Origin of the sequence: Pseudonocardia sp. CA-142604 (assembly GCF_050948475.1) — a bacterium.
GTDB classification, from domain to species: Bacteria; Actinomycetota; Actinomycetes; order Mycobacteriales; family Pseudonocardiaceae; genus Pseudonocardia; species Pseudonocardia alaniniphila.
In genome coordinates this window covers 6,031,777-6,058,105 of sequence record NZ_CP192045.1, presented here as the reverse complement: position 1 = coordinate 6,058,105, position 26,329 = coordinate 6,031,777, and the positions used below count along the sequence as shown (strand labels likewise).

General features: G+C 70.3%; 26 protein-coding genes. 8 read left to right on the top strand and 18 right to left on the bottom strand.

Features of this window, described 5'->3' with window-relative positions; translation table 11 throughout:
• Window positions 1–9 precede the first annotated feature (9 nt).
• Together ACQPZQ_RS27515 and ACQPZQ_RS27510 are read right to left on the bottom strand one after the other, a co-directional pair.
• Window positions 10–792 carry a GntR family transcriptional regulator gene (locus tag ACQPZQ_RS27515; RefSeq protein WP_433285368.1) on the bottom strand — a complete coding sequence of 261 codons (783 nt, stop codon included), beginning with the start codon at window positions 790–792 and terminating at the stop codon, window positions 10–12.
• 4 nt (window positions 793–796) lie between these two features.
• Window positions 797–1,621 (bottom strand): creatininase family protein, encoded by an 825-nt coding sequence (locus ACQPZQ_RS27510; protein WP_433285366.1) that lies wholly within the window; start codon window positions 1,619–1,621, stop codon window positions 797–799.
• Between the two features lie 74 nt (window positions 1,622–1,695).
• Here ACQPZQ_RS27510 and ACQPZQ_RS27505 point away from each other — a divergent pair, with 74 nt between their 5' ends.
• Together ACQPZQ_RS27505 and ACQPZQ_RS27500 are read left to right on the top strand one after the other, a co-directional pair.
• Window positions 1,696–2,937 carry an NRAMP family divalent metal transporter gene (locus ACQPZQ_RS27505; RefSeq protein WP_433285364.1) on the top strand — a complete coding sequence of 414 codons (1,242 nt, stop codon included), beginning with the start codon at window positions 1,696–1,698 and terminating at the stop codon, window positions 2,935–2,937.
• Window positions 2,938–2,946: 9 nt separating this feature from the next.
• Window positions 2,947–3,777 (top strand): putative hydro-lyase, encoded by an 831-nt coding sequence (locus ACQPZQ_RS27500; protein WP_433285363.1) that lies wholly within the window; start codon window positions 2,947–2,949, stop codon window positions 3,775–3,777.
• A gap of 22 nt (window positions 3,778–3,799) precedes the next feature.
• Here ACQPZQ_RS27500 and ACQPZQ_RS27495 read toward each other — a convergent pair whose 3' ends face one another.
• The 3 genes from ACQPZQ_RS27495 to ACQPZQ_RS27485 all read right to left on the bottom strand — a co-directional run bounded on the left by ACQPZQ_RS27495 (window position 3,800) and on the right by ACQPZQ_RS27485 (window position 4,827).
• Window positions 3,800–4,180 carry a hypothetical protein gene (locus tag ACQPZQ_RS27495; protein WP_241034590.1) on the bottom strand — a complete coding sequence of 127 codons (381 nt, stop codon included), beginning with the start codon at window positions 4,178–4,180 and terminating at the stop codon, window positions 3,800–3,802.
• On the bottom strand, window positions 4,177–4,407 hold the full coding sequence (locus tag ACQPZQ_RS27490) for a hypothetical protein (RefSeq protein WP_433285361.1): 231 nt from the start codon (window positions 4,405–4,407) through the stop codon (window positions 4,177–4,179). The genes ACQPZQ_RS27495 and ACQPZQ_RS27490 overlap by 4 nt, the downstream gene beginning before the upstream one ends.
• Window positions 4,408–4,479: 72 nt before the next feature.
• Window positions 4,480–4,827 (bottom strand): ArsR/SmtB family transcription factor, encoded by a 348-nt coding sequence (locus tag ACQPZQ_RS27485; RefSeq protein WP_433285359.1) that lies wholly within the window; start codon window positions 4,825–4,827, stop codon window positions 4,480–4,482.
• 22 nt (window positions 4,828–4,849) lie between these two features.
• Here ACQPZQ_RS27485 and ACQPZQ_RS27480 point away from each other — a divergent pair, with 22 nt between their 5' ends.
• Complete coding sequence (locus tag ACQPZQ_RS27480) at window positions 4,850–5,617, top strand: SDR family NAD(P)-dependent oxidoreductase (protein ID WP_433285357.1); 768 nt, start codon at window positions 4,850–4,852, stop codon at window positions 5,615–5,617.
• Window positions 5,618–5,729: 112 nt separating this feature from the next.
• On the opposite strand, the gene ACQPZQ_RS27475 is transcribed toward ACQPZQ_RS27480, so the two are convergent.
• From ACQPZQ_RS27475 to ACQPZQ_RS27460, 4 genes are all read right to left on the bottom strand, one after another.
• Window positions 5,730–7,010 carry an alpha/beta hydrolase family protein gene (locus tag ACQPZQ_RS27475; protein ID WP_433285355.1) on the bottom strand — a complete coding sequence of 427 codons (1,281 nt, stop codon included), beginning with the start codon at window positions 7,008–7,010 and terminating at the stop codon, window positions 5,730–5,732.
• A gap of 154 nt (window positions 7,011–7,164) precedes the next feature.
• On the bottom strand, window positions 7,165–7,803 hold the full coding sequence (locus ACQPZQ_RS27470; protein WP_433285353.1) for a hypothetical protein: 639 nt from the start codon (window positions 7,801–7,803) through the stop codon (window positions 7,165–7,167).
• A gap of 574 nt (window positions 7,804–8,377) precedes the next feature.
• Window positions 8,378–9,145 carry a 3-oxoacyl-ACP reductase family protein gene (locus tag ACQPZQ_RS27465; RefSeq protein ID WP_433285351.1) on the bottom strand — a complete coding sequence of 256 codons (768 nt, stop codon included), beginning with the start codon at window positions 9,143–9,145 and terminating at the stop codon, window positions 8,378–8,380.
• A gap of 83 nt (window positions 9,146–9,228) precedes the next feature.
• Window positions 9,229–11,085, bottom strand: a complete 1,857-nt coding sequence (locus ACQPZQ_RS27460) for a 3-oxoacyl-[acyl-carrier-protein] synthase III C-terminal domain-containing protein (protein WP_433285349.1) — start codon at window positions 11,083–11,085, stop codon at window positions 9,229–9,231.
• A gap of 525 nt (window positions 11,086–11,610) precedes the next feature.
• Between ACQPZQ_RS27460 and rfbC the strand changes: the two genes are divergently transcribed.
• Window positions 11,611–12,168, top strand: coding sequence for a dTDP-4-dehydrorhamnose 3,5-epimerase (rfbC, locus tag ACQPZQ_RS27455; protein ID WP_433285347.1), 558 nt, complete (start codon window positions 11,611–11,613; stop codon window positions 12,166–12,168).
• Between the two features lie 23 nt (window positions 12,169–12,191).
• A complete protein-coding gene (locus ACQPZQ_RS27450) occupies window positions 12,192–13,877 on the top strand; it encodes a choline dehydrogenase (protein ID WP_433285346.1) in 1,686 nt (561 codons plus the stop codon).
• Between the two features lie 18 nt (window positions 13,878–13,895).
• On the opposite strand, the gene ACQPZQ_RS27445 is transcribed toward ACQPZQ_RS27450, so the two are convergent.
• Together ACQPZQ_RS27445 and ACQPZQ_RS27440 are read right to left on the bottom strand one after the other, a co-directional pair.
• Window positions 13,896–15,134, bottom strand: coding sequence for an FAD-dependent monooxygenase (locus tag ACQPZQ_RS27445; RefSeq protein WP_433285344.1), 1,239 nt, complete (start codon window positions 15,132–15,134; stop codon window positions 13,896–13,898).
• Between the two features lie 76 nt (window positions 15,135–15,210).
• Window positions 15,211–15,972 (bottom strand): class I SAM-dependent methyltransferase, encoded by a 762-nt coding sequence (locus tag ACQPZQ_RS27440; protein WP_433285342.1) that lies wholly within the window; start codon window positions 15,970–15,972, stop codon window positions 15,211–15,213.
• Between the two features lie 181 nt (window positions 15,973–16,153).
• Between ACQPZQ_RS27440 and ACQPZQ_RS27435 the strand changes: the two genes are divergently transcribed.
• Entirely contained in the window at window positions 16,154–16,747 is a 594-nt protein-coding gene (locus tag ACQPZQ_RS27435; protein WP_433285340.1) for a superoxide dismutase family protein, read from the top strand.
• Between the two features lie 42 nt (window positions 16,748–16,789).
• On the opposite strand, the gene ACQPZQ_RS27430 is transcribed toward ACQPZQ_RS27435, so the two are convergent.
• Window positions 16,790–17,584: an SDR family oxidoreductase gene (locus tag ACQPZQ_RS27430; RefSeq protein ID WP_433285338.1), complete on the bottom strand. Its 795-nt coding sequence runs from the start codon at window positions 17,582–17,584 to the stop codon at window positions 16,790–16,792.
• A gap of 184 nt (window positions 17,585–17,768) precedes the next feature.
• On the opposite strand from ACQPZQ_RS27430, the gene ACQPZQ_RS27425 reads away from it, so the two are divergent.
• Complete coding sequence (locus tag ACQPZQ_RS27425) at window positions 17,769–17,948, top strand: hypothetical protein (RefSeq protein WP_433285337.1); 180 nt, start codon at window positions 17,769–17,771, stop codon at window positions 17,946–17,948.
• A 201-nt stretch (window positions 17,949–18,149) separates the two neighbouring features.
• Window positions 18,150–19,322 (top strand): acyl-CoA dehydrogenase family protein, encoded by a 1,173-nt coding sequence (locus ACQPZQ_RS27420; RefSeq protein WP_433285335.1) that lies wholly within the window; start codon window positions 18,150–18,152, stop codon window positions 19,320–19,322.
• A gap of 8 nt (window positions 19,323–19,330) precedes the next feature.
• Here ACQPZQ_RS27420 and ACQPZQ_RS27415 read toward each other — a convergent pair whose 3' ends face one another.
• The 6 genes from ACQPZQ_RS27415 to ACQPZQ_RS27390 form a co-directional block, all read right to left on the bottom strand.
• On the bottom strand, window positions 19,331–20,497 hold the full coding sequence (locus tag ACQPZQ_RS27415) for a hypothetical protein (protein ID WP_433285333.1): 1,167 nt from the start codon (window positions 20,495–20,497) through the stop codon (window positions 19,331–19,333).
• A complete protein-coding gene (locus tag ACQPZQ_RS27410; protein WP_433285331.1) occupies window positions 20,494–22,746 on the bottom strand; it encodes a xanthine dehydrogenase family protein molybdopterin-binding subunit in 2,253 nt (750 codons plus the stop codon). Before ACQPZQ_RS27410 ends, ACQPZQ_RS27415 begins: the two co-directional genes overlap by 4 nt.
• The gene (locus tag ACQPZQ_RS27405; protein ID WP_433285329.1) at window positions 22,743–23,747 is read right to left on the bottom strand and encodes an FAD binding domain-containing protein; all 1,005 of its coding nucleotides are present in this window, start codon (window positions 23,745–23,747) and stop codon (window positions 22,743–22,745) included. The genes ACQPZQ_RS27410 and ACQPZQ_RS27405 overlap by 4 nt, the downstream gene beginning before the upstream one ends.
• A gap of 5 nt (window positions 23,748–23,752) precedes the next feature.
• A complete protein-coding gene (locus ACQPZQ_RS27400; protein WP_433285328.1) occupies window positions 23,753–24,313 on the bottom strand; it encodes a (2Fe-2S)-binding protein in 561 nt (186 codons plus the stop codon).
• 305 nt (window positions 24,314–24,618) lie between these two features.
• Entirely contained in the window at window positions 24,619–25,272 is a 654-nt protein-coding gene (locus ACQPZQ_RS27395; protein WP_433285326.1) for a DUF998 domain-containing protein, read from the bottom strand.
• A 235-nt stretch (window positions 25,273–25,507) separates the two neighbouring features.
• A complete protein-coding gene (locus ACQPZQ_RS27390) occupies window positions 25,508–26,185 on the bottom strand; it encodes a hemerythrin domain-containing protein (protein WP_433285324.1) in 678 nt (225 codons plus the stop codon).
• Window positions 26,186–26,329: the final 144 nt, after the last annotated feature.

The following is a 26,329-nucleotide window of genomic DNA, read 5'->3' as shown; positions in this document are numbered from 1 at the left end:
GGTTGTTCCTCAATCGTCGAGATAGGTACGGATCACCGAGAACCGGAGGTACTCGTCGTTGACGTGCGCCACGGTGACGGCGACGGGCTGCTCGTCGGCACGGATGTGGATGTGCCGCAGCCGCAGCAGCGGATGGGTCGCGGGGACCCGCAGGGTCTCCGCCAGCGCGGGGGAGGGGAGCACGGGACGTACCTCGGCCACCGAGTAGCAGACCGGCGGCCCGGCGTGGGCCTCGACGAACTCGAAGGTCGACCGGCGCGCGTCCAGGTGTTCCGGATCGTCGCCGAGCAGGTGGGCAGGCACGAGGTCGACGCTGTGCACCGCGGGCTTGCCGCTCGCGTCGAACACCCGCTCGATCCGCACCGCCTGCGCCCCGGCGTCGAGGCACAGCGACGTCGCGTCGCCCTCATCCAGTTCGACGACCTGCTGGCCCACGACCCGCATCGACGGCTCGTACCCGGCGCGGCCGAGCAGGTCGACGAACGGGCCGGCCTCGGCGAGGTTGGCGCCGACGCCGAGCGCGTACCGGTTGATGAACGTGCCGCGCCCGTGCAGCCGGCGGATGCGCCCTTCCTGCTGCAACGCCTGCAGGGCCGAGCGCAGGGTTGCCCGGCTCACGCCGAGGGCGGCCGAGAGCTCCGCCTCGGACGGCAGCCGGAGCGTGCCGTTCGCGCCCAGCCGGATGACCATCTCGCGCAGCTGGTCGCGCACCTGCCGATAGCAGTCGGTGGTGATGGCCTCGACCTGCAGCAGCTCGGCGAGCGCCGCGTCACCGGTCTTCCTGATGGCCATGGGATCAGCCGTCCGACGGCTTACCGATCGGTCCGTGGTAGCCCCGCAGCCACTCCACCAGCTCGGCGAGCCTGGTCACGATGTGGTCGTGGTAGCGCTTGCCCTTCTCCTCGGAGAGTCCGAGGGAAGAGCTGAAGCTCCCGGTCGGGGTGAAGGCGCGCTGCTCGTCGCCCGACCAGATGATCTCCACGCCGTCCGGGGCGGGACCGAACAGATCGTTGCCGACGAACCCGCCGAACACCTCGTCGAAGTCGACGGAGGCATCGGTCACGCGGTCGGTGCGGATCTTGCCGGGGAAGCGGTAGTGCACGTGGGAGAGCTCCAGCTCGCCGGCGTGGTGCTCGTTGGTCTCCTTGATCGTGGGCGCGCTGGAGCGGGCCAGATGCAGGGGGTCGGCCACGGCGAAGAGCACCTGCGGCAGCTCCTCGTCGTGCAGCACACGCACCGCGCTGTTCAGAGCGGGAAGGTTCGAGCCCTTGTGCCCGTTGAGCAGGATGATCCGATCGAACCCGTGGCGCGCCAGGCTGCGGGCCACGTCCCGGATGAGCAGGGTGAGTGTGTCCGGGCGGATGGTGATCGTGCCGGGGAAGCCACCGTGGTGCGACGAGTCGCCGTACCAGATCGGGGGCGCCACGAGCACGCCCGTGCGCTCGGCCACGTCCTCTGCCAGCGTGATCGCGACATAGGTGTCGACGCCGAGCACACCGGCAGGCCCGTGTTGCTCGGTGCTGCCCACCGGCACGATCGCGATTCGATCGTGCTGGAGGTAGGAATCCACTTCTTCCCACGTCAGGTCCTGGATCCAGACCGACGGTCGGCTCCCCGTCATGGCACCTCTCACTCTTTAGGCTAGACGTCTGACGTCTAACCTAGACTCGCTCGCAGTCGCGAGCGAGGAGTGTGATGGACGGCTCTACCAGCACGGATGAATCCACCGGGGACGTGCCACGTCGGGTACGACTTCGGGTGCCCCCGTTGCTCGGTGCCGCCGTACTGATGGCGATGAGTGCCGCAGGCCCGGGCTTCATCACCCAGACCGCCTCGTTCACGGTGCTCTACGGCGCCTCGTTCGCCTGCGCCGTGGTGGTCTCGATGCTCATCGACATCGCCGTGCAGCTGAACGTGTGGCGGATCCTCGGGATCTCCGGGCAGCGGGCCCAGGATCTCGCCAGCAAGGTCTTCCCCGGCGCGGGCCAGATCCTCAGCGCGTTCGTCGTGCTGGGCGCGATCGTCTTCAACATCGGCAACGTCGCGGGCGCGGGCCTCGGGCTGCACGACCTGCTCGGCATCGATCCCCGGATCGGCACCGCGATCAGCGGCTGCCTCGCCATCGCGATCTTCCTCGGCAAGTCGGTCTTCACGGCGGTCGACCGGGTCATGGTGGTGCTCGGCCTGGTCAAGATCGGGCTGATCGTCGCCCTCGTCGCCGTCACGGCTCCGCCCGTGGGTGAGGCCGTCATCGGCACGGTGGACCCGCAGGGCCTGCCGTTCTTGCCGATCCTCACGCTGATCGGCGGCACCGTCGGCGGTTTCATCACCTACTCCGGTGCCCACCGCCTCATCGACAGCGGGATCACCGGGGCCCGGAACGTCTCCCGTATCAACAGCGGAGCTCTCACCGGCATCCTGGTGGCGTGCATCCTGCGGATCGTGCTGTTCCTCGGGTTCTTCGGTGTGGTGGCCACCGGGGTGCATCTCGCCAACCCCAACGACGCCGCAGGCTCGAGCTTCCTGGCCGCGTTCGGCCCCGTCGGACTGCACCTGTTCGGACTGGTGTTCTGGGCGGCCGGGATGACGAGCACGATCGGCAACTCCTACACCACCGCCACCTTCCTGCGGTCCTACGCAGCCCCGATCCGCCGGCACATGAACCGCACGGTGATCGTGCTGATCGCGCTGGCCACCGTCGTGTTCGTGGCCGCGGGGCAGACGCCGCAGTCGATGCTGGTGTTCGCCGGTGCGATCAACGGCCTCGTCCTGCCGATCGGACTCGCCATCATCCTGTGGGTCGCGCTGCGCCGCCGCGACCTGATCGAGCGCTACCGGTATCCCACCGTGCTGCTCACCGCCGGCATCGCCGCGTGGCTGTTCACCGCCTACGCGGCGGTCGTCTCACTGACTTCCATCGGATCGATCTTTCACTGAGGAAGCGCCATGACCATTCCAGCTCAATCCACTTCGGCACCGGCTCTCCCGGTCCCTGGCCCTGCCGCTTCGACGGTCGGCCCCGCCGAGGCACGTAGCCGCTTCCGCGCAGGCGTGCGGGTGCCGACCGCGGGCTGGGCGCCCGGCTATGCGCAGGCCAACATGATCGTCGTCCCGCGCGAGTACGCCTACGAGACGCTCCTGTTCGGACAGCGCAACCCCAAGCCGTGCCCGATCATCGACGTGACCGAGCCGGGCAGCCCCTACACCGCGCTGGCCGAGGGTGCCGACCTGCGCACCGACCTGCCCGCCTACCGCGTGTGGCGCGACGGCGAGCTGGTCGACGAGCCCGACGAGATCACCCGCTACTGGTCCGACGACCTCGTCGCGTTCCTGATCGGCTGCAGCTTCACCTTCGAGACGCCGATGCTGGCGGCGGGCATCGAGGTGCGCCACATCAGCCGGGGAAGCAACGTCTCGATGTACCGCACCAACCGGCAGTGCCGGCCAGCCGGGCGCCTGAGCGGCCCGCTGGTGGTGTCGATGCGGCCGATCGCCGCCGACCGCGTGGCCGACGCGGTGCGCATCAGCGCCCAGTTCCCCTCCGTGCACGGCGCCCCCGTGCACATCGGCGAACCGGAGGCGCTGGGAATCACGGACCTGTCCGCTCCCGACTTCGGCGCCCGGGTCGAGATCCGCGACGGCGAGGTGCCCGTCTTCTGGGCCTGCGGGGTGACACCCCAGGCCGCGATCATGACGTCCCGGCCGCCGTTCGCGATCACCCACGCGCCCGGGTACATGTTCATCAGCGACGTGCCGGACCACACCTACGCGGTCTGACGCGCCCGGTCGTCCGCTGCTGTCAGGGCAGCTGCTCGAGGTCGACGCCTGCCAGGTCGGTGTCGATGTAGCGGCTTGCGTCCCGCGTGACCAGTGGCCACCCGCGATCCCGCGCGCAGAGCAGCGCGTGGGCCTCGAGCAGTTCGCCACCCGCCCAGCCGACCGTGCGGGCACGCGCGGCGGTGAGGTCGTCGATGACGGCCACCGGTAACTGCAGCAGAACCTCCAGCACCGGACGGTCCTTCTCGTCCAGCAGCGCCCATGCCGCTGCGACCCCCGTGGAGGGGATCGAGAGCACGAGCCCTTCCTCGACGGCGGTCCACACCAGGGCGGCGGAGTACACCGACCGCCCGGAGGCGAACGCGACCACGGCTGAGGCGTCGAGCACACGGCCGCCGATCACGCGGACGCGAGTCCCAGGTCGCGGCGCACGGTGTCGAGCACCTCACGCGGTGGGCGTCCGCCGAGCACGCGCTCGAGCTCGGCCAGTGCGTGGGCCCGCGTCAGCTGGTTGCGCAGGGCGTCGGCGACGAACGCCGACAGGCTCTCGGCTGCGCCGGCGGCCACTGCTTCGCGGGCGCTGCTCAGTATGTCCGGCGGGAGACTTACCGTCACACGCTCAGCAGTCATACTCAGAGCTTACTTCAGTCATACCGCACCGCTTGCAGCGTTCCTCCGTCCGATACCGCGCCGGGGGTCCGCCTACGGCCGCCCGGCGGCTTGGCGGGTCCGCTGCACGCTCACGTCCGCCCCCACCCCGTCCGCCTCGGCCGCGGCCAGCACGCTCGCCAGCAGGCCGGGAAAGCGTTCCTCGATCTCGTCGCGGCGCAGGCGCACGAAGCAGCGTGTGCCTTCCTTCCGGGTGCAGGTGACCCCGGCGTCACGCAGGAGCTTCAGGTGGTAGCTCAAGGTCGATTTGGCGACCGGGGTGCGCAGGTCGCCCCATCCCTGCTCCGAGCCGTCGGCGAGCGCGCGGACCAGCCCGATGCGCGTCGGGTCGCTCAGCGCGGTGAGCACACGGGGCAATGTCATCTCGCCGGTCTCCTCCATGTGACCATGCTACCTTCGTTCTATGGTCGACGAACATCGAACGAATTCCCTCGCCGGGCTCGCCGTGATCGTGACCGGGGCGGGTTCGGGTATCGGGCGGGCGGCAGCGCGCGCGCTCGGCGCGGCGGGGGCCGACGTCCTCGTCGTGGGCCGGCGCCCCGAAACGCTCGCCGCCACGGCGGAAGGGCTCTCGTCGATCGTCCCGCTCGCGGCCGACGTGCGGGCCCCGGACGCGGCCGGAGCGATCGTGGCGGCGGCCGCGGACCGGTGGGGCCGGATCGACGTCCTGGTCAACAACGCCGGAGTGTTCGCGGCGATGCCGCTGGCCGACGTCACGGCGGAGGGCATCGCCGACCTCGTCGACACCAACATCACCGCACCGAGCCTGCTGGCCGCGGCTGCCCTGCCGTGGTTGTGCGAGAGCCGCGGCGCGATCGTCAACGTGTCGAGCACGTTCGGCCACCTGCCCGCCCCCGGCTTCGCCCACTACGGCGCGTCCAAGGCGGCGCTCGAACACCTCACCCGAAGCTGGGCGCTGGAACTCGCGCCGCATCGCGTGCGGGTGAACGCTGTCGCGCCCGGACCGACCGAGACCGGCGCCCTCACCGCGGCCGGGCTGTCCGAGGCGGTCATCGCCCAGGTAAAGGACGAGGAGGCCGCACGCATCCCGCTCGGCAGGCGCGGTGAGGCCGACGAGGTGGCCATGTGGATCGTGCAGTTCGCCGACCCGTCGGCCTCATGGGTCACGGGCCAGGTCCTGTCGGTCGACGGTGGGCTCGGGCTGACGTGAGCGGGCCGGCACCGCTGCTGACGCGTCGGTGCGGCTGGGCCGGCTCGGGAGGTGGGCGAGGGGTCGGCGGGCCGGTCGTTCGTCCACCCGTTCGGTCCGGGCGGTCTCATGATCACCGATCCGGGCTCGGCAACCGGGTCCTCTTGGCGTCCAAATGTGTGGACAGCCAGCCGAAGATCCGTTGGGCGGTCTGGCGAGGCGCGAGGGGCTGGCAGTGGAAGTTCGCCCCGTCGGCCACGCCGAACGGCGCGAGCTCGTGCGGCGCCGTCAACAGGTCCGCGAGCTGCTGGGACTGGCCGGGCCAGAACTGCTCGTCCTCCGGGTCGGTGATCAGCAGGGGAGTGCGGATCTGGGCAGCGACATCGCGAAGCTGGTAGGTGCGCACCGCGGTGAACAGGTCGAAGGGGTCGTCGATGCCGTAGGGGCGGGCGCGGAAGGCGAAGGTGCGCTCCAGCTCGGGATCCTGGCCGGCGGCCTCGGCCATGTACGCGTTGAAGGTGTCCTTCTGGCCGTTGTCGAGCAGCGCGATCATCTCCCGTGGCATGTAGCTCATCCAGGAGGTCGACACGTCGACGACGCCCGGATCGGCCACGGCCGCCACGAAGCGGTGCTCGAACGCCAGCGCCCGGGGGAGCCAGTACCCGGCCTGGCTGATCCCGTACGCCGTGAGTGCCTGCGCGTCCACGTCAGCACGGCCGACGAGCACGTCCACCACCGGCGTCAGCACGGCCTCCCAGTCGGGCCGGAACGTCACACCGCGTTCGAACAGCAGGGACTGCTGGCCCGGGCCGTCGTACACGAAGGCGTTCCACCCTCGCGCGAGTGCTTCGGCCGCGCCGCTCGACCAGAGGCCGGTGAGGGCACCGTCGCTGCCGTTGGTCATGACGAAGGTCGGGCGCGGCGCACCGGAGGCGTCGGGCCGCAGCAGGTAACCCGGCAGCCTCGCTCCCTCGTAGGGGATCTCCACGCGGACGAATCGGCCGCCCGACGAGTCGATCATCGCGTTCCAGCTGCGGCGTGAGCTGCGGAACGTCGGAAGCATGAGGTCAGCGGCCTCCCCGGCGGGGAGCCCGTCCACCGCGGCGAGGGCCCGGGAGTAGGCGGCCGACGCGGACAGGTGCGCCCACATGGCCCCGGGTGGGTCGGCGGCGCTCGCGACACCGAGCGCGGCGAACAGGTCGCCCCTGTGCGTCCACGCGGAGAACCAGCCCCGCCAGTCGCCGTCCGCGATGCCGTTGACGGTGGCGAGCACGCTGCCCGGGTCGCCGACGCCGTAGGCGGTGGCACCGAGGGCGAGGCGCGTCTCGAAGTCGAAGTCGGTGTTGGCGAAGAACCCGCCGGTAAGGGCACGGGAGCCGGTGGCGGCGGGACGGACGGACTGGGAGGTCGTCATTGTCGGTCCTTCCGGGCTGGTTCGGGTCGGCCGTGATGGCCTCCGCGGCTTTCGCCGGATGTGCCGTCACGCGTGCGGAATGCCCCGTGCGCCGCGGCACGAGTCCTCATCGGGGCCGGGCAACTCCATCGGCTGACACGTACGGCGACGCTGGTCAGGCGGTTCGAGGCCGGTCGGACCGGGGGGTGGCGTGCGTCTGAGCCGCCTCGTGCGGGCCCTTGCTGTTTCGGATGGTGTAGCTGACCGCCCACCAGATCACCGCGATCGGCAGGATCCAGTTGAAGAACAGATCGATCGGCCTGCTCGGCACGCCGACGTCGGTCCCTACGGAGATGAACAGGGCCGCCAGGAGGTGACTCGCCGCCATCACGGCGATCGCGACGCCCCAGGCTGCGCTGATGCGGCGGTTGATCGACCGGAACCGGGCGGTGTGCCAGTACTCGCGGGGCACGCTCTCCCGCGCATATTGCTCGGTGAACGGCATGAACGGCAGCATCGCGAAGATCACGATCGCCAGCGTCCAGGTGGCGAGTGAGCGCCCGTAGGTGGCGAGGAAGGCATCCGCCCTCGGATCCACGAGGGAGGCGATGGCGATCGCCGCGAACGCAATTGCTGCGGTCACCTCGAGCACCTTGGGCGACTCGCCGCGGCGAGCGTCCCGAATGATGAACAGCACGGCGACGACGCACGCCAGGAACCCGGCCGTGGCCACGGTGCCCGTGCCTGTTCTGGTGGCGAACAGGCTGAAGACGATCCACGGGATGAACCCGGCAAACACCTTGAGTTTTGACATGTGACGACTGTTACGCCGCTTCGCCGCGGAAAACAGCCCCCGATCCGCTCGTTTCTGCTGGTGATCTCCCGGTGTGAGGGAAACGCTCGCCTCGAGCGCGCACAGCTCCGCGGTCGATCGCAGAGCGGGCGGCAACGGTCTCACTTCGGGTGATCACAATGCCGGGTCGGGTGTGTCCGGAGAGTGGTCATCCTCCCGCCATGAACGCGTGGTTCTTGCGTCACCAGATGATCACTATTACAGTTTCGAACACATCATCTGTGTGCTGAGTGTCAATCACAGGTAAAAGCTGGGAGTCGATCCAGGAATGGGGGACCGCGTGGCCGACGGCATTTCCGGCGTGCCGACATCGCCTCCCCATTTCCGGCGAGCCGCGAAGAGCCCGGGCCCGGGACGGGGAAACGGTCCGTCCTGTGGTGGTCCGCCCAGCCGGCAGGCGGACGGCTGTGCCGGACGCCCGGTGCGGCTGCGGAAACCAGGGGCGTGGCCGCAGTCCTCGACGGATGGTCCGGTCGACGGTGCGGATCGGCAGCGGACGCAGGTCCGGTCGGTCGGCGCTGACCGACCGGGTGGACTACATGTCCATACCGCCGTTGACCGACACGACGGACCCGGTGATGTACCCGGCCTCGTCGTCGACGAGGAACTGCACCGCGCGGGCGATCTCGTGCGCCTGCGCCAGCCGTCCCACGGGGATGCCGGAGACGATCTTCTCGAGCACCTTCTCCGGCACCGCGGCCACCATCTCGGTCTCGACGTAGCCGGGAGCCACGCAGTTGACGGTGATCCCCTTGCGGGCCACCTCCAGGGCCAGGCTCTGGGTCATGCCGAACAGGCCGGACTTCGACGCCGCGTAGTTGACCTGCCCGATGTTGCCCTTCTGCCCGATCACCGAGCTGATGTTGACGATGCGCCCGGAGCCACGCTCGAGCATGTGGTCGAGCACGGCCTTCGACATGTAGAACGCGCCGGAGAGGTTGATCCGCAGCACCGCGTGCCAGTCGTCCACCGACATCTTCCGCATGGTCTTGTCGACGGTGATGCCGGCGTTGTTGACCAGGTGGTCGACCCGGCCCCGCTCGGTGAGCACCTCGTCGACCACCCGGCGGCAGTCAGCGGGTTCTCCCACGTTGCCCTGGTGCACCGACACCGAGCAGCCGTCGGCCTTGAGCTTCTCGGACAGTTCGTCGGCGGCCTGCCGGTTGGTGCTGTACCCCGCAGCCACGTGCACGCCCGAGTGGGCCAGCACGCTGGTGATCGCAGCGCCGATCCCGCGCGCGCCCCCGGTTACGATGGCCACCTTCTGGTCGGTCATGTCGAGCCCCTTTTCGTCGACGTCCACCCGCCCGCGGCCTCCTGGCTCGGGCCACGTATTTCTGGTCTTTCCCGGGGGTGTACCCGGGACATGACGCCGCTCACGTCGCGCTACTGTCCGAACGCGACCCGAACGTCCTCGCTGGTGGGGTTGGGAGGTGTCCGCGGCGCGGGCAGGTCGGCCACGGCCGGCTCCGGGGCTGCGATCGCGGGGTCCATCGTGAGCACCGCGTACCCGCCGACGGCACCGGCGCCGAAGCCGGGCGCGAACACCCTGGTCGGACCGGTGATCACGCCGTCGCGCACGGCGTCGTACAGCGCGATGGGGATGCTTGCGGCGGAGACGTTGCCCATCTCGGCGATGTTGAAGTAGAGCTGCTCCTCCTTGAGGCCTGCCTTGCGCGCGAGGTCGACGACCATCGTCTTGTTCGCCTGATGGGGGACGATCAGCTCGATGCTCTCCAGCAGGCTCCGGTCGGCGGAGTCGGGGTCGCTCTGCTCCTCCAGCTCGGAGATCATCTGTGCCAGGTAGCGTCGCACCAGCGACTTCACCTCGGGCCCGTACACCGTGATGTCGTTGTCGAACTCCGGGTTCGGCCAGACGATCGAGTTCACCTCGCTGGCCGGGCCGCTGGCGTAGGTCTGCAGTACCTGCACGTCACCGGCCTCGTCCGCCGTGGCAGGCGCGACGACGATCGCGGCGGCGCCGTCGCCGAAGATCATCCGGGAGGTCCGGATGCTGCCGATCTTGTCGGAGAACTTCTCGACGCAGACCAGCAGGACCGGGCGTCGCACCTCCTGCAGCTGACGCACCGCTTCGGCGAGGCCGTAGGGCAGACCCGCACAGGCCGCGACCAGGTCGACCGACGCGTGCGTCTGCAGGATTCCGAGCTCGCCGGAGAGCCAGCACGCCGTCGACGGGATCAGGCGGTCGCTCGTGCAGGTCGCGACGAGCACGGCGCCGATCTCCTCCGGTGCACGTCCGGCGTGCGCCAGCGCGGCCCGCGCGGCGTCGAGCGCGAGCTGCTCGAGCGGACGTGCCGAGTAACGGCGCTGCTCGATGCCGGTCTTCGCGCTGATCTCCGCGGCACTCATCGGCGACCACGAGAAGCACGAGTTCCGGATGACGTCGTCGTTGCTGCAGACGTGCTCGCCTCGGACGACCGACAGTGCCTCCAGCTTCGGCAGCACCGCGAAGGCCTCGCCCACGCGGACGGGCGGGTAGGGCCGGATCGGGGGCCGCGCCTCGGTCACCGTCCTGCCCGTCGACCCGAACGCGACCGGTGCGTCCTCCGCGCCCTCGGCCCGGGCCCGGTCGATGAACGCCGCGACCTCGCGGCTGCGCGGGTGCAGGGCGATCACGAAGTCGTCGTCGCCGATGGTGCTCACCGGACGCAGGGCGGTGTGCTCACGTGCCCAGGGGTACTGGTTGTGCAGCACCATCGCCCACCGCAGGAGCGCCTCCAGCTCGGGCACGTCCTCGTTGGCGTCGAGGATCTGGCCGGAGCGGAACACCGGGTAGTCCGGGTCGTGCTGGTGCAGCACGTAGGTCAGCGAGTCCGGCCGCGCCGTCATCTCGGCCACGGTCGGCGGGATCACCGGAAGCTCGGTGGCCTGGTGGCGCTTGTTCCGGAACACGTCGAAGAGCAGGTCGAAGATCCGGCCCTCGGCGTCGGCGTCCCACGCCGCGGGCAGCTCCTTGTAGGCCTGCTCGACGGCGGCCACCTTCCGGTCGGCGTCCTCCCAGGGGTGGAGCAGGGGGAGAAAGACATCGGAGCGGTTCCGTGGCATGTCGCGCCAGCGGGTCGGCCGCTTGTCGAACATCGGCAACGCGTACCGGTTGACCCAGTACAGGTTCTGACCGAGGTCGCGCAGCAGCGCGAAGCGGTTCGGGTACTCGCCGGAGTTGACCCGGGCGAGGATGTCGGTGCCGGTCGGGGCCTTCGCTTCGAAGTCGCGTCCGATCACGGCTCTGAACTGATCGATTGTGTCGAGTACTGAGAAGTCGAGTGCTCCGAGGACGTTCGCAGGGAAAACGATCCGTCCGTGCCGGTTCACGACAAAGGGCTTCATTTCGGGTTACCCCCTCCTGCGGCGGGGCCAACTGAACTCGCCGGAGCCACACGCGCACAACCGACGAGTGGGGGAACCGGATCCGCCGATTGCGCCGATCAAGAAGCGGTACCGTTGGCGAGCCGTTGCCTGTCATTGGTCTTCGTGGGGGATCCTCGGGTCAGCCGGCACTCTCTGTGGTGAACGACACTGCCTACTCTGCGATATGTCAGGACATCCAGTTGGGACGTGTGTTGCTGTGGATACGCTGAGGAGATAGGTGATCTCGGTGTTTTCTCAGGGTCGCTTCAGGCGGCCTTCCTTACAATCTCGCGTCATGCACGTAACGAGCTCGCTTTGCCATGGCGTATGCCCGCTTACGGGCGGATTTATCGGGACCGTCGCGATCGCGTCGGGCTTTCCGTTTCAGGGGGATCAGACATGATGGTGCGCCGCACCGAACTGGAGGGCGTTCTGCTCTTCGAGCCCACGCCGCACCGTGACACGCGGGGCTTCTTCAGCCGCACCTTCGACGCCGGCGTGGCGGAATCGGTAGGGCTGCGACCTGCGACGTTCCGGCAGGACTCCCAGTCCCGCTCGCATCGCGGCGTCGTGCGCGGTCTACACGGCCGGCAGGGCTCAGGTGAGGGAAAGTTGGTGCGTTGCTCGTTCGGCGCAGTCCACGACATCGTCGTGGACGCGCGGCCGCAGTCGCCGACCTTCGGACGGTGGATTGCGTTGCGGCTCGATGACCGGGACATGGTGCACGTGTACGTCCCGCCCGGATTCCTGCACGGCTTCCAGGCGCTCTCCGACGTGGCCGACGTCTGCTACCGGATCGATCGGGAGCACGACCCCGCCGCCGACGTCGCCGTCCGCTACGACGACGCCGTGCTCGGTATCCGCTGGCCCCTCGACGTCAGGGACGTCAGCGCACGGGACCGGAAAGCGGGCAGCTGGTCGGATCTCTGCGAGCTGCTGAGTGCCCCCGCCGCATGATCGCTCACGACGAGAGGGGTTCGATGACTGCGTCGGGCGGTGCCGCGGGCGGGAGTGACCGCGTGGTCGACTTCGTGATCGTCGGGTCCGGGTCCGCAGGTTCGGTGCTGGCCAACCGGCTCAGCGCGGACCCGGCCAACCGCGTGCTGCTGCTGGAGGCCGGACGACCCGACCACCTGTGGGACGTCATGGTCCACATGCCGGGCGCGTTGGGCTTCCCGGTGGGTAGCCCGTTCCACGACTGGCGCTACGAGTCCGAGCCCGAGCCGCACATGCACGGCAGACGCATGCAGCATCCGCGCGGCAAGCTGATCGGCGGCTCCAGCAGCATCAACGCGATGGTCTTCCAGCGCGGGCACCCCCTGGACTACGAGCGGTGGGGCGCCGATCCCGGCATGGAGGACTGGGACTACGCCCATTGCCTGCCCTACTTCAAGCGGCTGGAGACCAGCGCGATCGGGTCGGCCGGGTCCGTCCGCGGCTACGGCGGCCCCCAACGGCTCGAACGCGGCCCCGTCACCAACCCGCTGTTCGCCGCGCTGTTCAGCGCCGCGCAGCAGGCCGGTCATCGGTTGGCTGCGGACCTCAACGGGACCGACCCGGAGGGGTTCGGCGCGTGGGAGCGCACGATCCACCGCGGCCGTCGGCTGTCGGCGGCCCGGGCGTTCCTGCACCCCGTGGCCGACCGGCCCAACCTGAAGGTGCGCTCGAACGTCCTGGTCACGCAGGTCCGGGTCGACGGGGACCGGGCGATCGGCGTGCGCTACGAGGAGCGGTCGGGCCGGATGGTCGACGTCACCGCGGGCGAGGTCGTGCTGGCCGCGGGCGCGTTCAACTCCCCGCAGCTGCTGCAGCTGTCCGGGATCGGCAACGCGAGCGAGCTCGCTGCCGCCGGTGTCCGGGTGGTGCACGACCTGCCGGGCGTCGGGGACAACCTGATGGATCACCTGGTGGCCAAGGTCCAGCACGCCTGCGCGCAGCCGATCTCGATGGGCGAGATGCGGCGCAAACGCAACTGGCCCGGTATCGGGCTGCAGTGGCTGGCCGGGCGTGGACCTGCGGCGACCAACATCTTCGAGGCCGGCGGGTTCCTGCGCAGCAACCCCGGGGCGGCCTATCCGGACCTCATGCTCGGCTTCGCACCCGTCGCGATGCGGTTCCACGACGACGCCCCGGAGCACGGCTACCAGCTGATCATGGCCGGGATGCTGGCCGAGGCCACCGGCACCGTGCGGATCACCTCGCCCGATCCGCACAGCCCGCCCGCGATCCGGATGAACTACCTGTCCACCGAGGCCGACCGGCGGTTCTGGGTGGACGCGCTGCGGATCACTCGCGAGATCTTCGCGCAGGAGGCGTTCCGCGACCTCGACGCGGGCGAGACCTGGCCAGGCCCGGACGTGGCAACCGACGAGGACGTCGTGGACTGGGTGCGGCGCACCGGTGAGACCGACATGCATCCGACGTCGACCTGCCGGATGGGCACCGGCCCTGGCTCCGTGCTGGACCCATCGACGATGCGGGTCCATGGTCTCGACGGTCTCCGCGTGGTGGACGCGTCGGCGATGCCCTACTGCCCGAACAGTGCCACGCACGCGCCCACGATGATGCTCGCGGAGAAGGCGGCGGACCTGATCCTCGGCAACACGCCACTCCCGGTGGAGCGACCGGCGGGAGTCGGTGGGGCGAGCGGGCGCGGGTCGGGCTGAGGCTCTCAGTGTCGCCGATCACGGCGTGGGAGCCGGTTGGCTCCGGGTCGGACGTTCGGTTCGACGGCGCAAGGTCGCCTGGACGTCGTGCTCGTGGATCCAGGCGATCTCCTGCGGGAGGCGCGCCAGCGCCTTGTTGCGTTCGTCGGCCGCGGCGCCGTCCGGCAGATGCAGCAGGGAGTTCGTGAGCCACGACAGGCGCTGGATCCGGCGGGTCCGGCCGCGCCGCAGCGCCTGGTAGGTCGCGAACGCGCTGGGCAGCTCGATCGTGTCCGGCACCTGTGCGAGGAGCGCGGCCAGCGTGAAGGCGTCCTCCACGGTCGTGTTCGCGCCTTGCCCCTGGTGGGGCAGCATGGCGTGGGCGGCATCGCCGAGCAGGACGGCACGGCCTCGGTGCCAGCGCGGGAGCGGGCGCACGGCGAACAGGCCCCAGCGCACGGCGTGCGTCACCGCGCCGATCATCGCGGTGGCCGCCGGATGCCACCCGTGGAACGCGCGCAGCGGTTCGTCAGCGGCGACGTCGTCGACCCAGCCGTCGGTGCGCGCCCACGCCTGCGGGCCTTCGACGACCGCGAGGAAGTTGACGCTGTCGCCCGTCGGACCGATCGGGTAGTGCAGCAGGTGCGCGCCCGGACCCGTCCAGAACTGGATGGACTGTGGATCGGGCAGGCCCGGTAGTCGGTCGACGGGCACGATCCCACGGAAGCCACTGGTGCCCGAGTAGATCTCGTGGTCGTCGCCTGCCACCCAGCGCCGGACGGTGGAGCGGATCCCGTCGGCGCCGACCACGACGTCGGCGTGCGCGGTGTCCCCGTCGGGGAACCCGAGCACGAGCCCATCGGGTCGCTCGGTGAGGCCGACGAGCCGGCGCCCCAGGTGCAGCGTGCCGGCGGCGAGCTCGCTGCTGAGGATCACCTGCAAGTGCGCGCGACGGATGCCGTGGACGGGGGCGTGGAACCGGTTCCGGTACCACGATCCGCTGCGGACGGGGTGCGCGGCGAGCCTGGCGCCGTCCCGCCAGTGCCGGTGGATCAGTTCCTCGGGAGTCGTCGACGCCGCGGCGAGCCGGTCGCCCAGGCCGATGCGTTCGAGCTCGCGCGTGGCGTTGGCAGTGAGCGCCACCGCGGCCCCGATCTCGGTCAGTTGTGGTGTCTGTTCGTACACGTCCGCTGTGAGTCCGTGCTCGCGCAGCGCGAGAGCAAGGGTCAAGCCGCCGATTCCGCCGCCGATGATCGCCACTCTCAGTGTCGAAGCCATGACAGAACGGTAGATCGGGCTTTTGTCGTTCGTCCCCGGTTTCGATCACAAACCGACGCGCGGCGCGACCGGTGGCTCAGCCGACCACCCCGACCGCCGACCACGCGACCGCCCTGATCTCGAACGGCGCCGGGGGCAGCAGTTCGGCGCAGTGGGCCCGGAGCGCCGCCCGCCGTTCGACGTCGAGCTCGGCGATGTAGGTCCCGCCCGGCCCGACCCCGAGCATCATCGGATCCCACCAGTCGTCGAAGGTCGGGTAGGCGACCGTGACGTGGAGCTCCGACGAGCGGATGTCCCGCAGTCCGGCGGCGGCGAACAGCTCGGCCAGCTCGCCCTCGCGTGAGCCGGGACGGTCGGATTCGCCGGGTGCATCCGGGTCGAGGTCGTACACCGCCCGCCAGAGCGGCGACAGCGGTCCGCGGTCGCCCGCGTGGTCCCAGACGCAGGCGGCGACGACGCCGCCGGAACGCGTGACGCGGGCCATCTCGGTGAGGCCGGCGCCGGCGTCCGCCATGAAGTGCACGACGAGCTGCGCGGCTGCGACGTCGAACCCGTCGTCCTCGAACGGCAGGTGCTCCGCGACGCCCTGCCGGATGTCGACGCCCGGCAGGCGCGACCGCGCGGCGGCCACGAACGGCTCGGAGGGGTCGACCGCCGCAACGGCACCGGCTCCCAGGCGCTCGACGAGCACCGCGGTCAGGACTCCGGGTCCGCAGCCGACATCAAGTGCCCGCTGCCCGGCGCGGAGCCGGAGCGAGTCGGCGAACCCGCCGGCGAGCGGTTCGGAGTAGCGGCCCATGTATCGCTCATAGGCATCAGGGGCGACGACGAAGCTCATGCAGGCGATCGTGCCCCGCGGGGCCAGGGGCCGCGACTGCCGGAGGCCGGCCCGGTGCGTCACCACGCTGTGTGACGCAGGGGCTGCGCTACCAGATCGGGCGATCGATCCATACCCCCGATCCGGCCCAATGGCTCGCTGTAGCCTGCCGGAACTCGCCGAGTCCGCCATCCTGCTCGGCATGCGCTCGAGACGACTGCTGATCCTCGGCCTGCTCTGTGTCCCGCTCGCTGCCTGCGGAGGTGGCGGTACGGCTCCGGCGGCGCCCCCGTCTCCCGCTGCACCGCCGGCCGCCGGCGAGACCATCCGGGCGAGCGGCACGTTCGCGGCGCCGCCTCCTGGAGTGGCGGTGACCTACGACCAGACGCTGGTCCCGGTCGGTTCCACGGCCGTCGTCGACGCCACCGAGGGCGACGGCCGCACCACCGTCACGATGGACGTCACCGGGCTCGAGCCGAACCGGCGCTACGGTGCCCACGCGCACACGAAGCCGTGCGGTGCCACGGGCGCCGATGCCGGACCGCACTTCCAGTTCACGCCCGACCCGGTTCAGCCCAGCGTCGACCCGGCCTACGCCAACCCGCAGAACGAGATCTGGCTCGACTTCACCACCGACGCACAGGGCGCCGCCACGGCCACCTCAACCGTGAACTGGGAGTTCCCGGAGGATCGGCGTGCCGAGTCCGTCGTCATCCACACCATGCCCACCTCCATGGAGCCGGGCAAAGCCGGTACCGCGGGGGACCGCGCAGGCTGCATCACAGTGGGGTTCTAGGCGCAGCAGGGGTCTGGGCGGCCCACGACGTCGGCAGTCCCGTCAGTAATGGATGGTGCCTCGGCTGCCGCCGCCCACGGGGATGGCGTCGCCGGTGATCGCGACGCTGCGCGGTGAGGCGAGGAAGGCCACGACGTCGGCCACCTCCTCGGCGGTGATCAGCCGCCCGATACTCGTGGAGGCGGCGAAGCGCGCGGCGATGTCCTCCGCGGTCACACCGGCGCGCTCGGCCATGCCGGCGAAGAGCTCGGGGATGCGCTCGGTGACCGTCGTCCCCGGGTGCACGGCCGTGACCGTGATGCCGCTCGGCCCGAGCTCGTCGGCGAGGTTCTTCGTCATCGCGACCACGGCCACGTTGCGGATGGAGCCCACGATCGAGCCGGTGAGGCGGGCGGCGAGCCCGCTGACGCTGACGATGCGGCCCCACCCACCAGCGCTCATGTGTGGCGCGACGGCACGTGCGCAGCGCAGGTAGCCGAGAACCTTGGTCTCGACCTCCGCACGGAGCGCGTCGTCGGGGAGCTCCGCGAGCGGAGGCACGGGGCCGCCTGCAGGTTCTGCCGCGGCGTTGACCAGGATGTCGACTCCGCCCAGCGCGGCGACGACGTCCTCGACCATGGCGCGCACATCGCCGTCGTCGCGGGTGTCCGTGGGGCGGACGAACACGGCGGTGCCGTGCCGCGCGACCTGTTCGGCGGCCTTGTCGAGTGCGACGCGGTCGCGAGCGACCAGCGCAACGGACGATCCTTCTGCGGCGAGCCGGTCGGCGACGGCCAATCCGATACCGCGGCTGCCGCCCGTGACGACGGCGCGCTTGCCCTTGAGTTCGAGATCCACTCGGTCCTCTCTACCAGGTGCCGGAAGAGAGGGTTCGCATACCACATGGGGGATTGAAGACGTACGCCGGGTACATCACCCTTGCCTGAGGGCTCCGATCGGGTGATGATCTTCTTGCACCGACAGGAGCGCTCCGATCACGGAGAGTGATAAGCGGTGAGCACGGCGGTCAAAGGGGACGTGGATGTCGAGCGATCACGAGTACACCGGTGATTACGGCTACGACCTGCTGCACGAGGTGCGGCGGATGAAGGTCTTCGTCCCGGCCGCCCGGACGCCCCTGCCGGTTCGTGGTGTTCGTGCCTCCGGCAGTGACCTCGACCCGGACGGCGACCTCGGGTACGACCAGGCCCACGAGAAGTAATTCGCATTTTTCGAGCGCGACAGTATTCCTCGGTTCGCCGCGCTGACTCCGGCTGTTAGTGTCAGTGATACCCCCTCGGGGCTTCGTGCGGCAGAGTTGTCCTTTTCGGGCCGTGGAATTTCGGTGTCCGGATCGTGTTCGTCCGCCTCGGGGGCGGAATTCCTGTGGCGATGTCGCCCGCGCCCCGCTCGAGGAGTGAGTATGACCACTGCGGCCACCCGTCCTTCCCCGAGGGACGTGGACCCCCTCGCGCTCCCGGACGTACTGCGCCCGGCCATCGAAGCTCAGCGCGCAGAGATCGAGAGCCAGCGGCGATTGCCATCGGAGCTGGTGGCGACGTTGCGCGCGTCGGGGGCCTTCCGCATTTTCACCCCACGCGAATACGGCGGTTTCGAATCCACCCTGACCGACATGGTGACGGTGCTCGAGGCCATCGGCCATATCGACGCCTCTGTCGTATGGACGATGTGGAACGGCAACCTGGGATTCTTCGCCGTATGGCTTCGCGATGCCGGGGTCGCGAAGATCTGGGACGCGCAGCCCGACCCGATCATCGTCAACTCGACCCGCCTGACGGGCAGTGCCACCCCCGCGGAGGACGGCTACACGTTGTCCGGGCGGTGGGACATCGTCACCGGCGTGGACGCCGCCGACTGGATCGCACTCTTCGCACTTGTCCCCCCACCGGGCGGAAGCGACGATTCCGAGCACCCGGAGGTCAGGGTGTTCTGTGTGCCTCGGGACGCCGTCACGGTCGTCGACACCTGGCATGTCGGGGGGATGCGCGGCACGGGGAGCAACAGCGTGGTCGTCGACGAGCTGTTCGTTCCCACCGAGTTGACGAACGACGTGTTCGCCCCGTTCCGGATCGACCGGCCGCTCTACCGCATCCCCGCCTTCACGCTCGCCTCGACCGGTGGCGCGGGCGCGGTGCTGGGCATCGCCAGGGCCGCGGTGGACGAGATCGTGGAGCTGGCCGGCACCAAGATCACCGAGATCGGGACGCCCCTCGGGCACGGCGAGCACGTCCAGGATGCGATCGGACGGGCGGAGGCCGCTCTGCGGTCAGCGCGGCTGCTGCTGGCCGCTGCGACCGGAGCGATCGACGATGCCGCGGCGGCCGGTGACCCGATCACCGAGGCGATGCGCGCCGAGCTGCGGGCGGCGATGAGCAACGCCGGCGAGATCAGCCGCACGGTGCTGACCAGCATGTACGAGCTGGGCGGATCGTCGTCGCTCTACACGGGGAACCGGCTCGAGCAGCTCTTCCGCGACGGCCTCGCGGGTACGCAGCACGGCATCCTGGGCCGGGCGCAGTTCGCGCTCGCCGGCCGGGTGCGCCTCGGTCTCGACCCACAGAGCCCGATCTTCTGACGGGGCGATCACGCCGGGGACCGGGCCTCGTCGGGCATGCTGAACGGCCAGCGCCGCCCGATCCCGACGTAGAGGACCACGGAGGTGCCGATGCTGTTGAGGGCGACGTGGCCGACCCAGTCCTGAGGAGTCGCCTTCGTCCACGACAGGCTGTCGGCGCAGACCGTGAGGACCATGTAGAGGGCCGCGGCCAGGAGTACGACGATCAGGAACGAGCCGATCTGGGAGCGGATCCAGCCCTCGAACAGCATCCCGATGACGAGCCCGGCAGCGATGACGGAGCCCGCCCCGGCGGTGATCACGGCCGAGGGCACACCGGCGAGATCGTGGACGACCGCGTAGGTCAGCAGACCGCCGCCGATCACGACGATGTTGCCGGCAACGATGCGCTGCCAGCGCCGCCGCCACTCCGCGAAGGGCCATCCGCGCCAGACGACGAAGAACAGCACCTGCCATGCCCCGATGACGGCGAGGATGGCACCGACCTCGGCTCCCGGCAGCGGCCCGCTGTGGGCGGTGAGGCCCGAGCCAGGGGCCGCGTCGACGTCGACGACGGCGGCGTAGAGCGCGAGGGCGACGACCCACGACACCACCAGCGCGGCGACCCCCGCCGGGAACCGCCCCAGCCGCCGCAGCGGCCAGCCCTCGCAGACGAGCGTCAGCTGGAGGATCGCGACGAACGCTGTGCCGGCCAGCGGGAGCGTGGCGGGGTAGGTCGTGAAGTGCCCCGGCGCCGGATCGAAGATCCCGCGCACGTCCAGGTGGCCCACGACGATCTGGCCGAGCATCGCCAGCAGGATCGCCGCGATGATGACGAGACCGGTGTCGAGCAGCCCGGACCAGCCCGGACGCAGGCTCGACCCCGGCCAGTCCTCCCACCAGAAGGCGATCATGGCCACGGCCGGGAGCGCGAACGTCACCAGCGGCCCGAGCACCAGCGCCGAGGGTTCGGGGCCGCCCGCGCCGACCGCGATCAGGACGGCCACCGGGACGACGAGCAACAGACCGGCCAGGCCGAGCGCAGGTTGCCGGGCGAAGCGTCCGCGGCCGGGGTCGGCGGGCGTGCGCCCGCGCGCGGCCGGGTTGCTGATCGTCGGGCGGTGTGGCAGAGCGCGTGAGGACATGCCGGCGTCCGCGGGCTGCGCGAGCGGGACCTCGGGCGGGGGAGTGGTCATGCGGGGACGGGTGCCGTGTCCATGACCAGCTCGGCTGCCATGGGTAGCTCCCTGATCCGGCGCCCCGTGGCGTGGAACACGGCGTTGGCGATCGCCGCCGCGACACCGACCTGCCCGATCTCGCCCACGCCCTTCACGCCGAGCGGGTTCACGATGCTGTCGCCGACCTCGACGAAGTCGACGGTCACCTCCGGTGCATCGGCGTTGACGGGCACCAGGTACTCGCCGAGGTTGCTCGCGCCCCAGCGCCCGTACCGTGCGTCCATCCTGTTGCCCTCCAGCAGTGCCTGTCCCAGGCCCCAGATCATTCCGCCCATGAGCTGGCTGCGGGCCAGCTTCGGGTTGAGCACGCGCCCCGGCGCGAACACCCCGACCATCCGCCGGACCCGCACGAGCCCGATGTCCGGATCGACGGCGACCTCGGCGAACTGCGCACCGAAGGTCAGCAGGCCGTGCGGTGTGTCGAGCGCTGGTGGCGTCCAGCTGCCCGTCGCCTCGATGGTCGCCTGCCGGTTGCGCTGCATCAGCTCCGCGCAGGTCTCGCTGCTTCCGAGGCCGTCCCGGCGCGCGATGCGCCCGTCGCGCACCTCGATCGACGCAGGGTCGGCTCCGTGCAGTGGCGCCCCCGGATCGGCGAGCTCCAGCGCGACGACCTGGTCACGCAGCGCCCTCGCCGCGGCGTGCACGGCCGCGCTCACCATGCCCGCTCCCGCCGACCCGACCGCCGCCGTGGTGTTCGGCAGGTCCGTGTCGCCCGCTTCGAACCGCACCGAGCCCAGCGGGAGGCCCAGGCCGTCGGCGGCGACCTGCGTCATCGCCGTCAGGACCCCGGTCCCGAACTCCTGGGTCCCGGTCTGGACGACGGCGCTGCCGTCGGCGTAGAGGCGTGCCCTCGCGTGCTGGGTCGGCATGAACAACGCCACCGGGTACGCGGCCGCCGCCATACCGGTGCCGATCAGCTGGTCACCGTCGCGGCGTGACCGCGGTGTCGGGTGGCGATCGCTCCAGCCGAAGAGCTCAGCGCCGCGGCGCATACACTCCTCCAGCCCGTCGCTCGACCACGGGTTGCCGTGATCGTCCGTGTCGCCGTGGTTGCGGACCCGCAGCTCGATCGGATCGACCCCGAGGTCGTGGGCGAGCTCATCCATCGCCGTTTCGAGCACGAACACGCCGAGCGACTCACCCGGCCCGCGGGTGAACGTGGGCGTCATCGTGTTGCCGTGGATCAGCCGGTGCTCGCCGAGGTAGTTCGGGCAGGTGTAGAGCTGCGACGAGACACCTGTGGCCGGTTCGGCCCAGTCGTCGAACGGCGAGGTGATCGACAGCTTCTCGTGGTGGATCGCGGTCAGGAGCCCGTCCCGTGTCGCGCCGACGGCCATCCGTTGCTCCTGTTCCTCCCGGTGGCCTGCGGAGGTGTACATCTGCGGGCGGGTGAGGCTGAGCTTCACCGGGCGGCCGACGTGCCGGGCGGCCATCGCGGCCAGCGTGGAGTGTGGCCAGACCATCGCCTTGCACCCGAACCCGCCGCCCACGAAGTGGGTGACGACCCGCACGTCGGAAAGCGGCATGCCGAGCAGCTGCGCCACCGTGAGCTGGCTTGCCCGGATGCCCTGCGTCGACTCGTAGATCGTGAGTCGTCCGTCTTGCCACACCGCCGTGGTGGCGGAGGGCTCGATCGGGTTGTGGTGGTTGGCCGCGAACCGGTAGACGACGTCGACCCGCACGTCGGCCGCGGCCAGCGCCGTCTCGACGTCGCCGCGCTCGTTCCGTCCGGGGAGGAGCCCCCCGAACAGCCTCTCGGCGTCGTAGGCGGCTGTGCGTCCCTCGTCGATCGTCGTCGTCGAAGGGGTTCGCTCGTACCGGACGTCGACCAGCGATGCCGCGTACTGAGCGCTCTCGTGGCTCTCGGCGACGACCAATGCGACCGGCTGCCCGGCGTAGTGCACGACGTCGTCCTGCATCGGGAAGAAGCTCTCGCCGGGGGCTGCGGCGCCGACGAGGGAGGGCAGCAGGTGCGGCTGCGCCGCCACCTTCGGCAGGTTCGCGTGGGTGAGGATCGCCAGGATCCCGCCTGCCGCGCTCGCCCGCGTGGTGTCGATCGCGGTCACCGTGCCGCTCGGGATCGCAGCGCCGACGATCGCGGCGTGCGCCAGGTGTGGCAGCGGGATCTCGGCGGAGTAGCGGGCGGCGCCGGTGACCTTCTGGTGGCCGTCGACCCGGTCGAGCGGGGTGCCGATCGCCGGGCTCATCGCGGGCCTCCCGGTGCCGCCGCGGCCATGGCCTCGCTCAGGCCGCGCACGATCGCCCGCTGGGCGAGCGGGACCTTGAACGCGTTGTGCTCGCGCACCACCGCGAGGCGCAGCTCGGCGGCCGCCGCGTCGGCGAACGACGTCGTGGTGGCGGGCGCGCCGATCAGCTGTGCCTCGGCTCGCCGCGCCCGCCACGGGATGGTGCCGACGCCGCCGAGAGCGAGCCGCACGTCGGCCACCAGACCGTCCTGCACCCGCAGTGCGGCGAGCACCGACACGAGTGCGAACTCGTAGGACTGACGATCGCGGAACTTCAGGTAGAGCGACTGCGCGGCGAGGGGGAGCGCCGGAACCTCCATGGCGACGATCAGCTCACCGTGCTCCAGCGGATGTTCGATGTGCGGTGTGTCGCCGGGCTGCAGGTAGAAGTTCTCGATCGCCACGGTCCGGGTTCCGCTCGGGCCGATCGAGTGCACCTGCGCGTCGAAGGCCACGAGAGCCACCGCGACGTCGGAAGGGTGGGTGGCGATGCAGTGCTCGCTCGTGCCGAGGATCGCGTGGCCGCGGTTCTGCCCGTCGAGCGCCGAACACCCCGTCCCTGGGTCCCGCTTGTTGCACGGCGAGACACCGTCCCGGAAGTAGGCGCAGCGCACCCGCTGGCAGAGGTTGCCGCCCATCGACGCCATGTTGCGCAGCTGCTCGGACGCCCCCAGCAGCAGCGCCTGCGAGATCCCCGGATACCGCGCGACGACCCGGGGATCTCTCGCCACGTCGGTCATCCGGGCCAGCGCGCCGATCCGCAGGCCGCCACCGGGCAGGTCCTCGATGTCGTCCAGCGGCAGGTCGTTGATGTCCACGAGCAGGTCGTGCGGGGCTACGCCGAGGCGGACGAGATCGACCTCGGTGGTGCCGCCTGCGAGGAACGCACTCGCAGGATCCGCGCTGACCGCCGCGACGGCCTGTGCGACCTCGGTGGCCCGCGTGTAGCGCAGCGGTCGCATCGGTCTCAGCCCTTCGCGCCCGCGTCGCGAACGTCGCGGATCGCGGCGCGGATGTTGGGATACGCCGCGCAGCGGCAGATGTTGCCGCTCATGGACTCGGCGATCTCCTCGTCGGTCGTCGCATTGCCCTCCTCGATCAGGGCGACGGCGGACATGATCTGGCCGGCGGTGCAGTAACCGCACTGGAACGCGTCGCGTTCGATGAACGCCTGCTGCATCGGATGCAGCGTCCCGTCGTCGGCGGCGAGCCCCTCGATCGTGGTGACCTCCCGGCCCTCGCACGTGATCGCGAGCGTCAGGCACGCCAGCACGCGCCTGCCGTCGACCCAGACCGTGCATGCGCCGCAGGTGCCCTGGTCGCAGCCCTTCTTCGAGCCGGTCAGCTCCAGGTGTTCGCGCAGCGCGTCGAGCAGGCTCACACGAGGTTCGAGACCCACCACGTGAGACGCGCCGTTGATCCGCAACGTCACCGGGACCGTGGCCGGGCCGCAAATCCCGGGCGGCGCCGGTGCGGCTGCGACGGCCGCGGTCGTGCCGGAGGCGGTTGTGGCTGTGGGCGGGGCCATCACGGTTCCTCGGGTGCTCGGTATCCGCAGGTCATCGGCGGGATGTCACGACCGAAACCACGACGGTCCGAAATTCTCCGCAGGTAAGTCGATGCCGGCGACGGCCACCCGGACCAACCCGGTCGCCGTACGGACTGCCCTGGATGGCGCCCTTCGGGCTTCTCCGCGGCACCCGTGGGGACGCGCCGGACGTGAGACTCCCGGCCACCGTGCCCTCCAGTCTCCTGCCGGAGACGAGAGCGACGGTGACCGGGAGCCGGATCCTCCTGAGGCCGCGATCAGGAGGTCGATCCACGGGCGGGCGGTCACACCCGCAGCGGGTTGCGCAGGCCTCGAACGGCGATGACCACCCCGATCATGATCAGCCAGACGAGGCTCGGGTAGCTGGCGACGCGCTGCATCCCGCCACTGCCGAGGCCCAGGTAGAGGGACGTTCCCGCGTACTCACCGATGGTGCCCATCACGGTGCCGAAGAGTCCGATGGCAGCCAGCACCATGCCGATGCGGCTGAGCACCGGATCGCTGCGGAAGAGCACCATGCTGAGCAGGAGGATCCCGAGGGCGCCGAGCTGGACGTTAAGACAGCCGACCAAGTGAAGGCCGATGTTGGTGTTCTCCGGGGCAAGGCCCACGAGGATCTTGCCGAAGCCGAGCATGACCCACAGCACGGTGGCCGTATCGGCGAGCCACCCGGTGGGCCAGTGCTTCCAGAGCAGCAACGCTCCGACGATCACCAGCACGCCGTTGAGCACGAACGACGCGTTCATGACCGCATGCAGGGGGGAGCAGACGTAGATGGGCTCCCCGTTGGGGACCGAGAACAACCCGCACTGTGTGTTGGCGAGATCCCCGATGTGGTTGCGGGACCAGCTGTAGGCCGGGTTCCACGCGGCCGCCACTGCTACGTGGGCGACGACGAACTGCACCGCTGCGAGCGCCCACGCCGCGCCTCCGACCACGACGGCGCTCTGAGGAACCTCCCACGTATCGCCGCCGGTTCTTGGTCGGAAGAAGGTCGCGTTTCCTGCCGTTGTCACTGGGGTGGTCGCCTGTCTCTCGTCGTTGCGCCTGAACCGCCCTAACGGTCGATGCGGGCGGTGTCTACTGCATGGAGTATTCCGTCCGACGATGTGAGTCGACATCAGTCATGTGACTGCATGACTGAGGCCCGGCGACAGAACGACGGCGACAGGCTCAGGCGGCGAGCCCGAGGCGGCGCTTGCGGCTGTGGTAGCGGGCGATCAGAAGTGGTCGCAGCGCCCGGGTGGAGAACGGGATGCTGTTCAGCATCGAGGCGTAGCCGGCCGTCGGCGTGGGATCGGACATGAGTCCGAGCACCAGGTCGGGCCGCGCCGAGGGAGCGCTCCTCGCCATCGCCGCGCGCAGGGTCCGCACAACCGGGTCGTCGAGCAGCGCGAGCAGCGCCTTGAGGAGCGCCTCCTCCTCGTCGAGGTGGTCGGAGATGCTCACCGCCGCGGACTCCAGCGCCGCCAATGCGGCCTCGGCCATCGCGCGTGCCTCCGGCGAGGCGGCGACGGCGCTGAGCTCCTCGAGACGGTCGAGGCGCCGCGCGAGCCCGTCCAGTTCCCGGTCGATCGCGACGTGCTGAACGCTGAGGTCGTGGAGCTCGACCACGTCGGGCGGGGAGGCCTGCGCGAGCGGCCTCCACAACACCTCCTCCTCGCGGCGCTGGTGGGAGTGGACGAACTCGATGAGCCATCGCCCCACCCCGACACAGCTGTCGACCTCGCCGGCGGTGGCCGGTGCGTGCTTCAGCGCCGCCCGCATGAGGTCCACGCCCCGGCGCATGATCGTGTGCGCGGCGATGAGCTCGTCGTAGATCTTGTCGCTCTCGGACTCCGCGCTCCGCATCCGATCCTCCTCGGTATACACACTGTTCGTTTATCCGAGTGTGGATCCGCCTTACCGTGGCGGGCATCGGTCAAATGACTCCGGGCCTTCCGCCCGATGTGACCTGCGTCAACGAAGTGTCGGCGATCACGCGGGAGCGCCCGG

Excerpts from the sequence above, each read along its gene's own strand:
- ACQPZQ_RS27515 (WP_433285368.1), bottom strand. The coding sequence starts at position 792 with ATGGCCATCAGGAAGACCGGTGACGCGGCGCTCGCCGAGCTGCTGCAG.
- ACQPZQ_RS27510 (WP_433285366.1), bottom strand. The coding sequence starts at position 1,621 with ATGACGGGGAGCCGACCGTCGGTCTGGATCCAGGACCTGACGTGGGAA.
- ACQPZQ_RS27505 (WP_433285364.1), top strand. The coding sequence starts at position 1,696 with ATGGACGGCTCTACCAGCACGGATGAATCCACCGGGGACGTGCCACGT.
- ACQPZQ_RS27500 (WP_433285363.1), top strand. The coding sequence starts at position 2,947 with ATGACCATTCCAGCTCAATCCACTTCGGCACCGGCTCTCCCGGTCCCT.
- ACQPZQ_RS27490 (WP_433285361.1), bottom strand. The coding sequence starts at position 4,407 with ATGACTGCTGAGCGTGTGACGGTAAGTCTCCCGCCGGACATACTGAGC.
- ACQPZQ_RS27485 (WP_433285359.1), bottom strand. The coding sequence starts at position 4,827 with ATGGAGGAGACCGGCGAGATGACATTGCCCCGTGTGCTCACCGCGCTG.
- ACQPZQ_RS27480 (WP_433285357.1), top strand. The coding sequence starts at position 4,850 with ATGGTCGACGAACATCGAACGAATTCCCTCGCCGGGCTCGCCGTGATC.
- ACQPZQ_RS27475 (WP_433285355.1), bottom strand. The coding sequence starts at position 7,010 with ATGACGACCTCCCAGTCCGTCCGTCCCGCCGCCACCGGCTCCCGTGCC.
- ACQPZQ_RS27470 (WP_433285353.1), bottom strand. The coding sequence starts at position 7,803 with ATGTCAAAACTCAAGGTGTTTGCCGGGTTCATCCCGTGGATCGTCTTC.
- rfbC (WP_433285347.1), top strand. The coding sequence starts at position 11,611 with ATGATGGTGCGCCGCACCGAACTGGAGGGCGTTCTGCTCTTCGAGCCC.
- ACQPZQ_RS27450 (WP_433285346.1), top strand. The coding sequence starts at position 12,192 with ATGACTGCGTCGGGCGGTGCCGCGGGCGGGAGTGACCGCGTGGTCGAC.
- ACQPZQ_RS27445 (WP_433285344.1), bottom strand. The coding sequence starts at position 15,134 with ATGGCTTCGACACTGAGAGTGGCGATCATCGGCGGCGGAATCGGCGGC.
- ACQPZQ_RS27440 (WP_433285342.1), bottom strand. The coding sequence starts at position 15,972 with ATGAGCTTCGTCGTCGCCCCTGATGCCTATGAGCGATACATGGGCCGC.
- ACQPZQ_RS27435 (WP_433285340.1), top strand. The coding sequence starts at position 16,154 with ATGCGCTCGAGACGACTGCTGATCCTCGGCCTGCTCTGTGTCCCGCTC.
- ACQPZQ_RS27425 (WP_433285337.1), top strand. The coding sequence starts at position 17,769 with ATGTCGAGCGATCACGAGTACACCGGTGATTACGGCTACGACCTGCTG.
- ACQPZQ_RS27420 (WP_433285335.1), top strand. The coding sequence starts at position 18,150 with ATGACCACTGCGGCCACCCGTCCTTCCCCGAGGGACGTGGACCCCCTC.
- ACQPZQ_RS27415 (WP_433285333.1), bottom strand. The coding sequence starts at position 20,497 with ATGACCACTCCCCCGCCCGAGGTCCCGCTCGCGCAGCCCGCGGACGCC.
- ACQPZQ_RS27410 (WP_433285331.1), bottom strand. The coding sequence starts at position 22,746 with ATGAGCCCGGCGATCGGCACCCCGCTCGACCGGGTCGACGGCCACCAG.
- ACQPZQ_RS27405 (WP_433285329.1), bottom strand. The coding sequence starts at position 23,747 with ATGCGACCGCTGCGCTACACGCGGGCCACCGAGGTCGCACAGGCCGTC.
- ACQPZQ_RS27400 (WP_433285328.1), bottom strand. The coding sequence starts at position 24,313 with ATGGCCCCGCCCACAGCCACAACCGCCTCCGGCACGACCGCGGCCGTC.
- ACQPZQ_RS27390 (WP_433285324.1), bottom strand. The coding sequence starts at position 26,185 with ATGCGGAGCGCGGAGTCCGAGAGCGACAAGATCTACGACGAGCTCATC.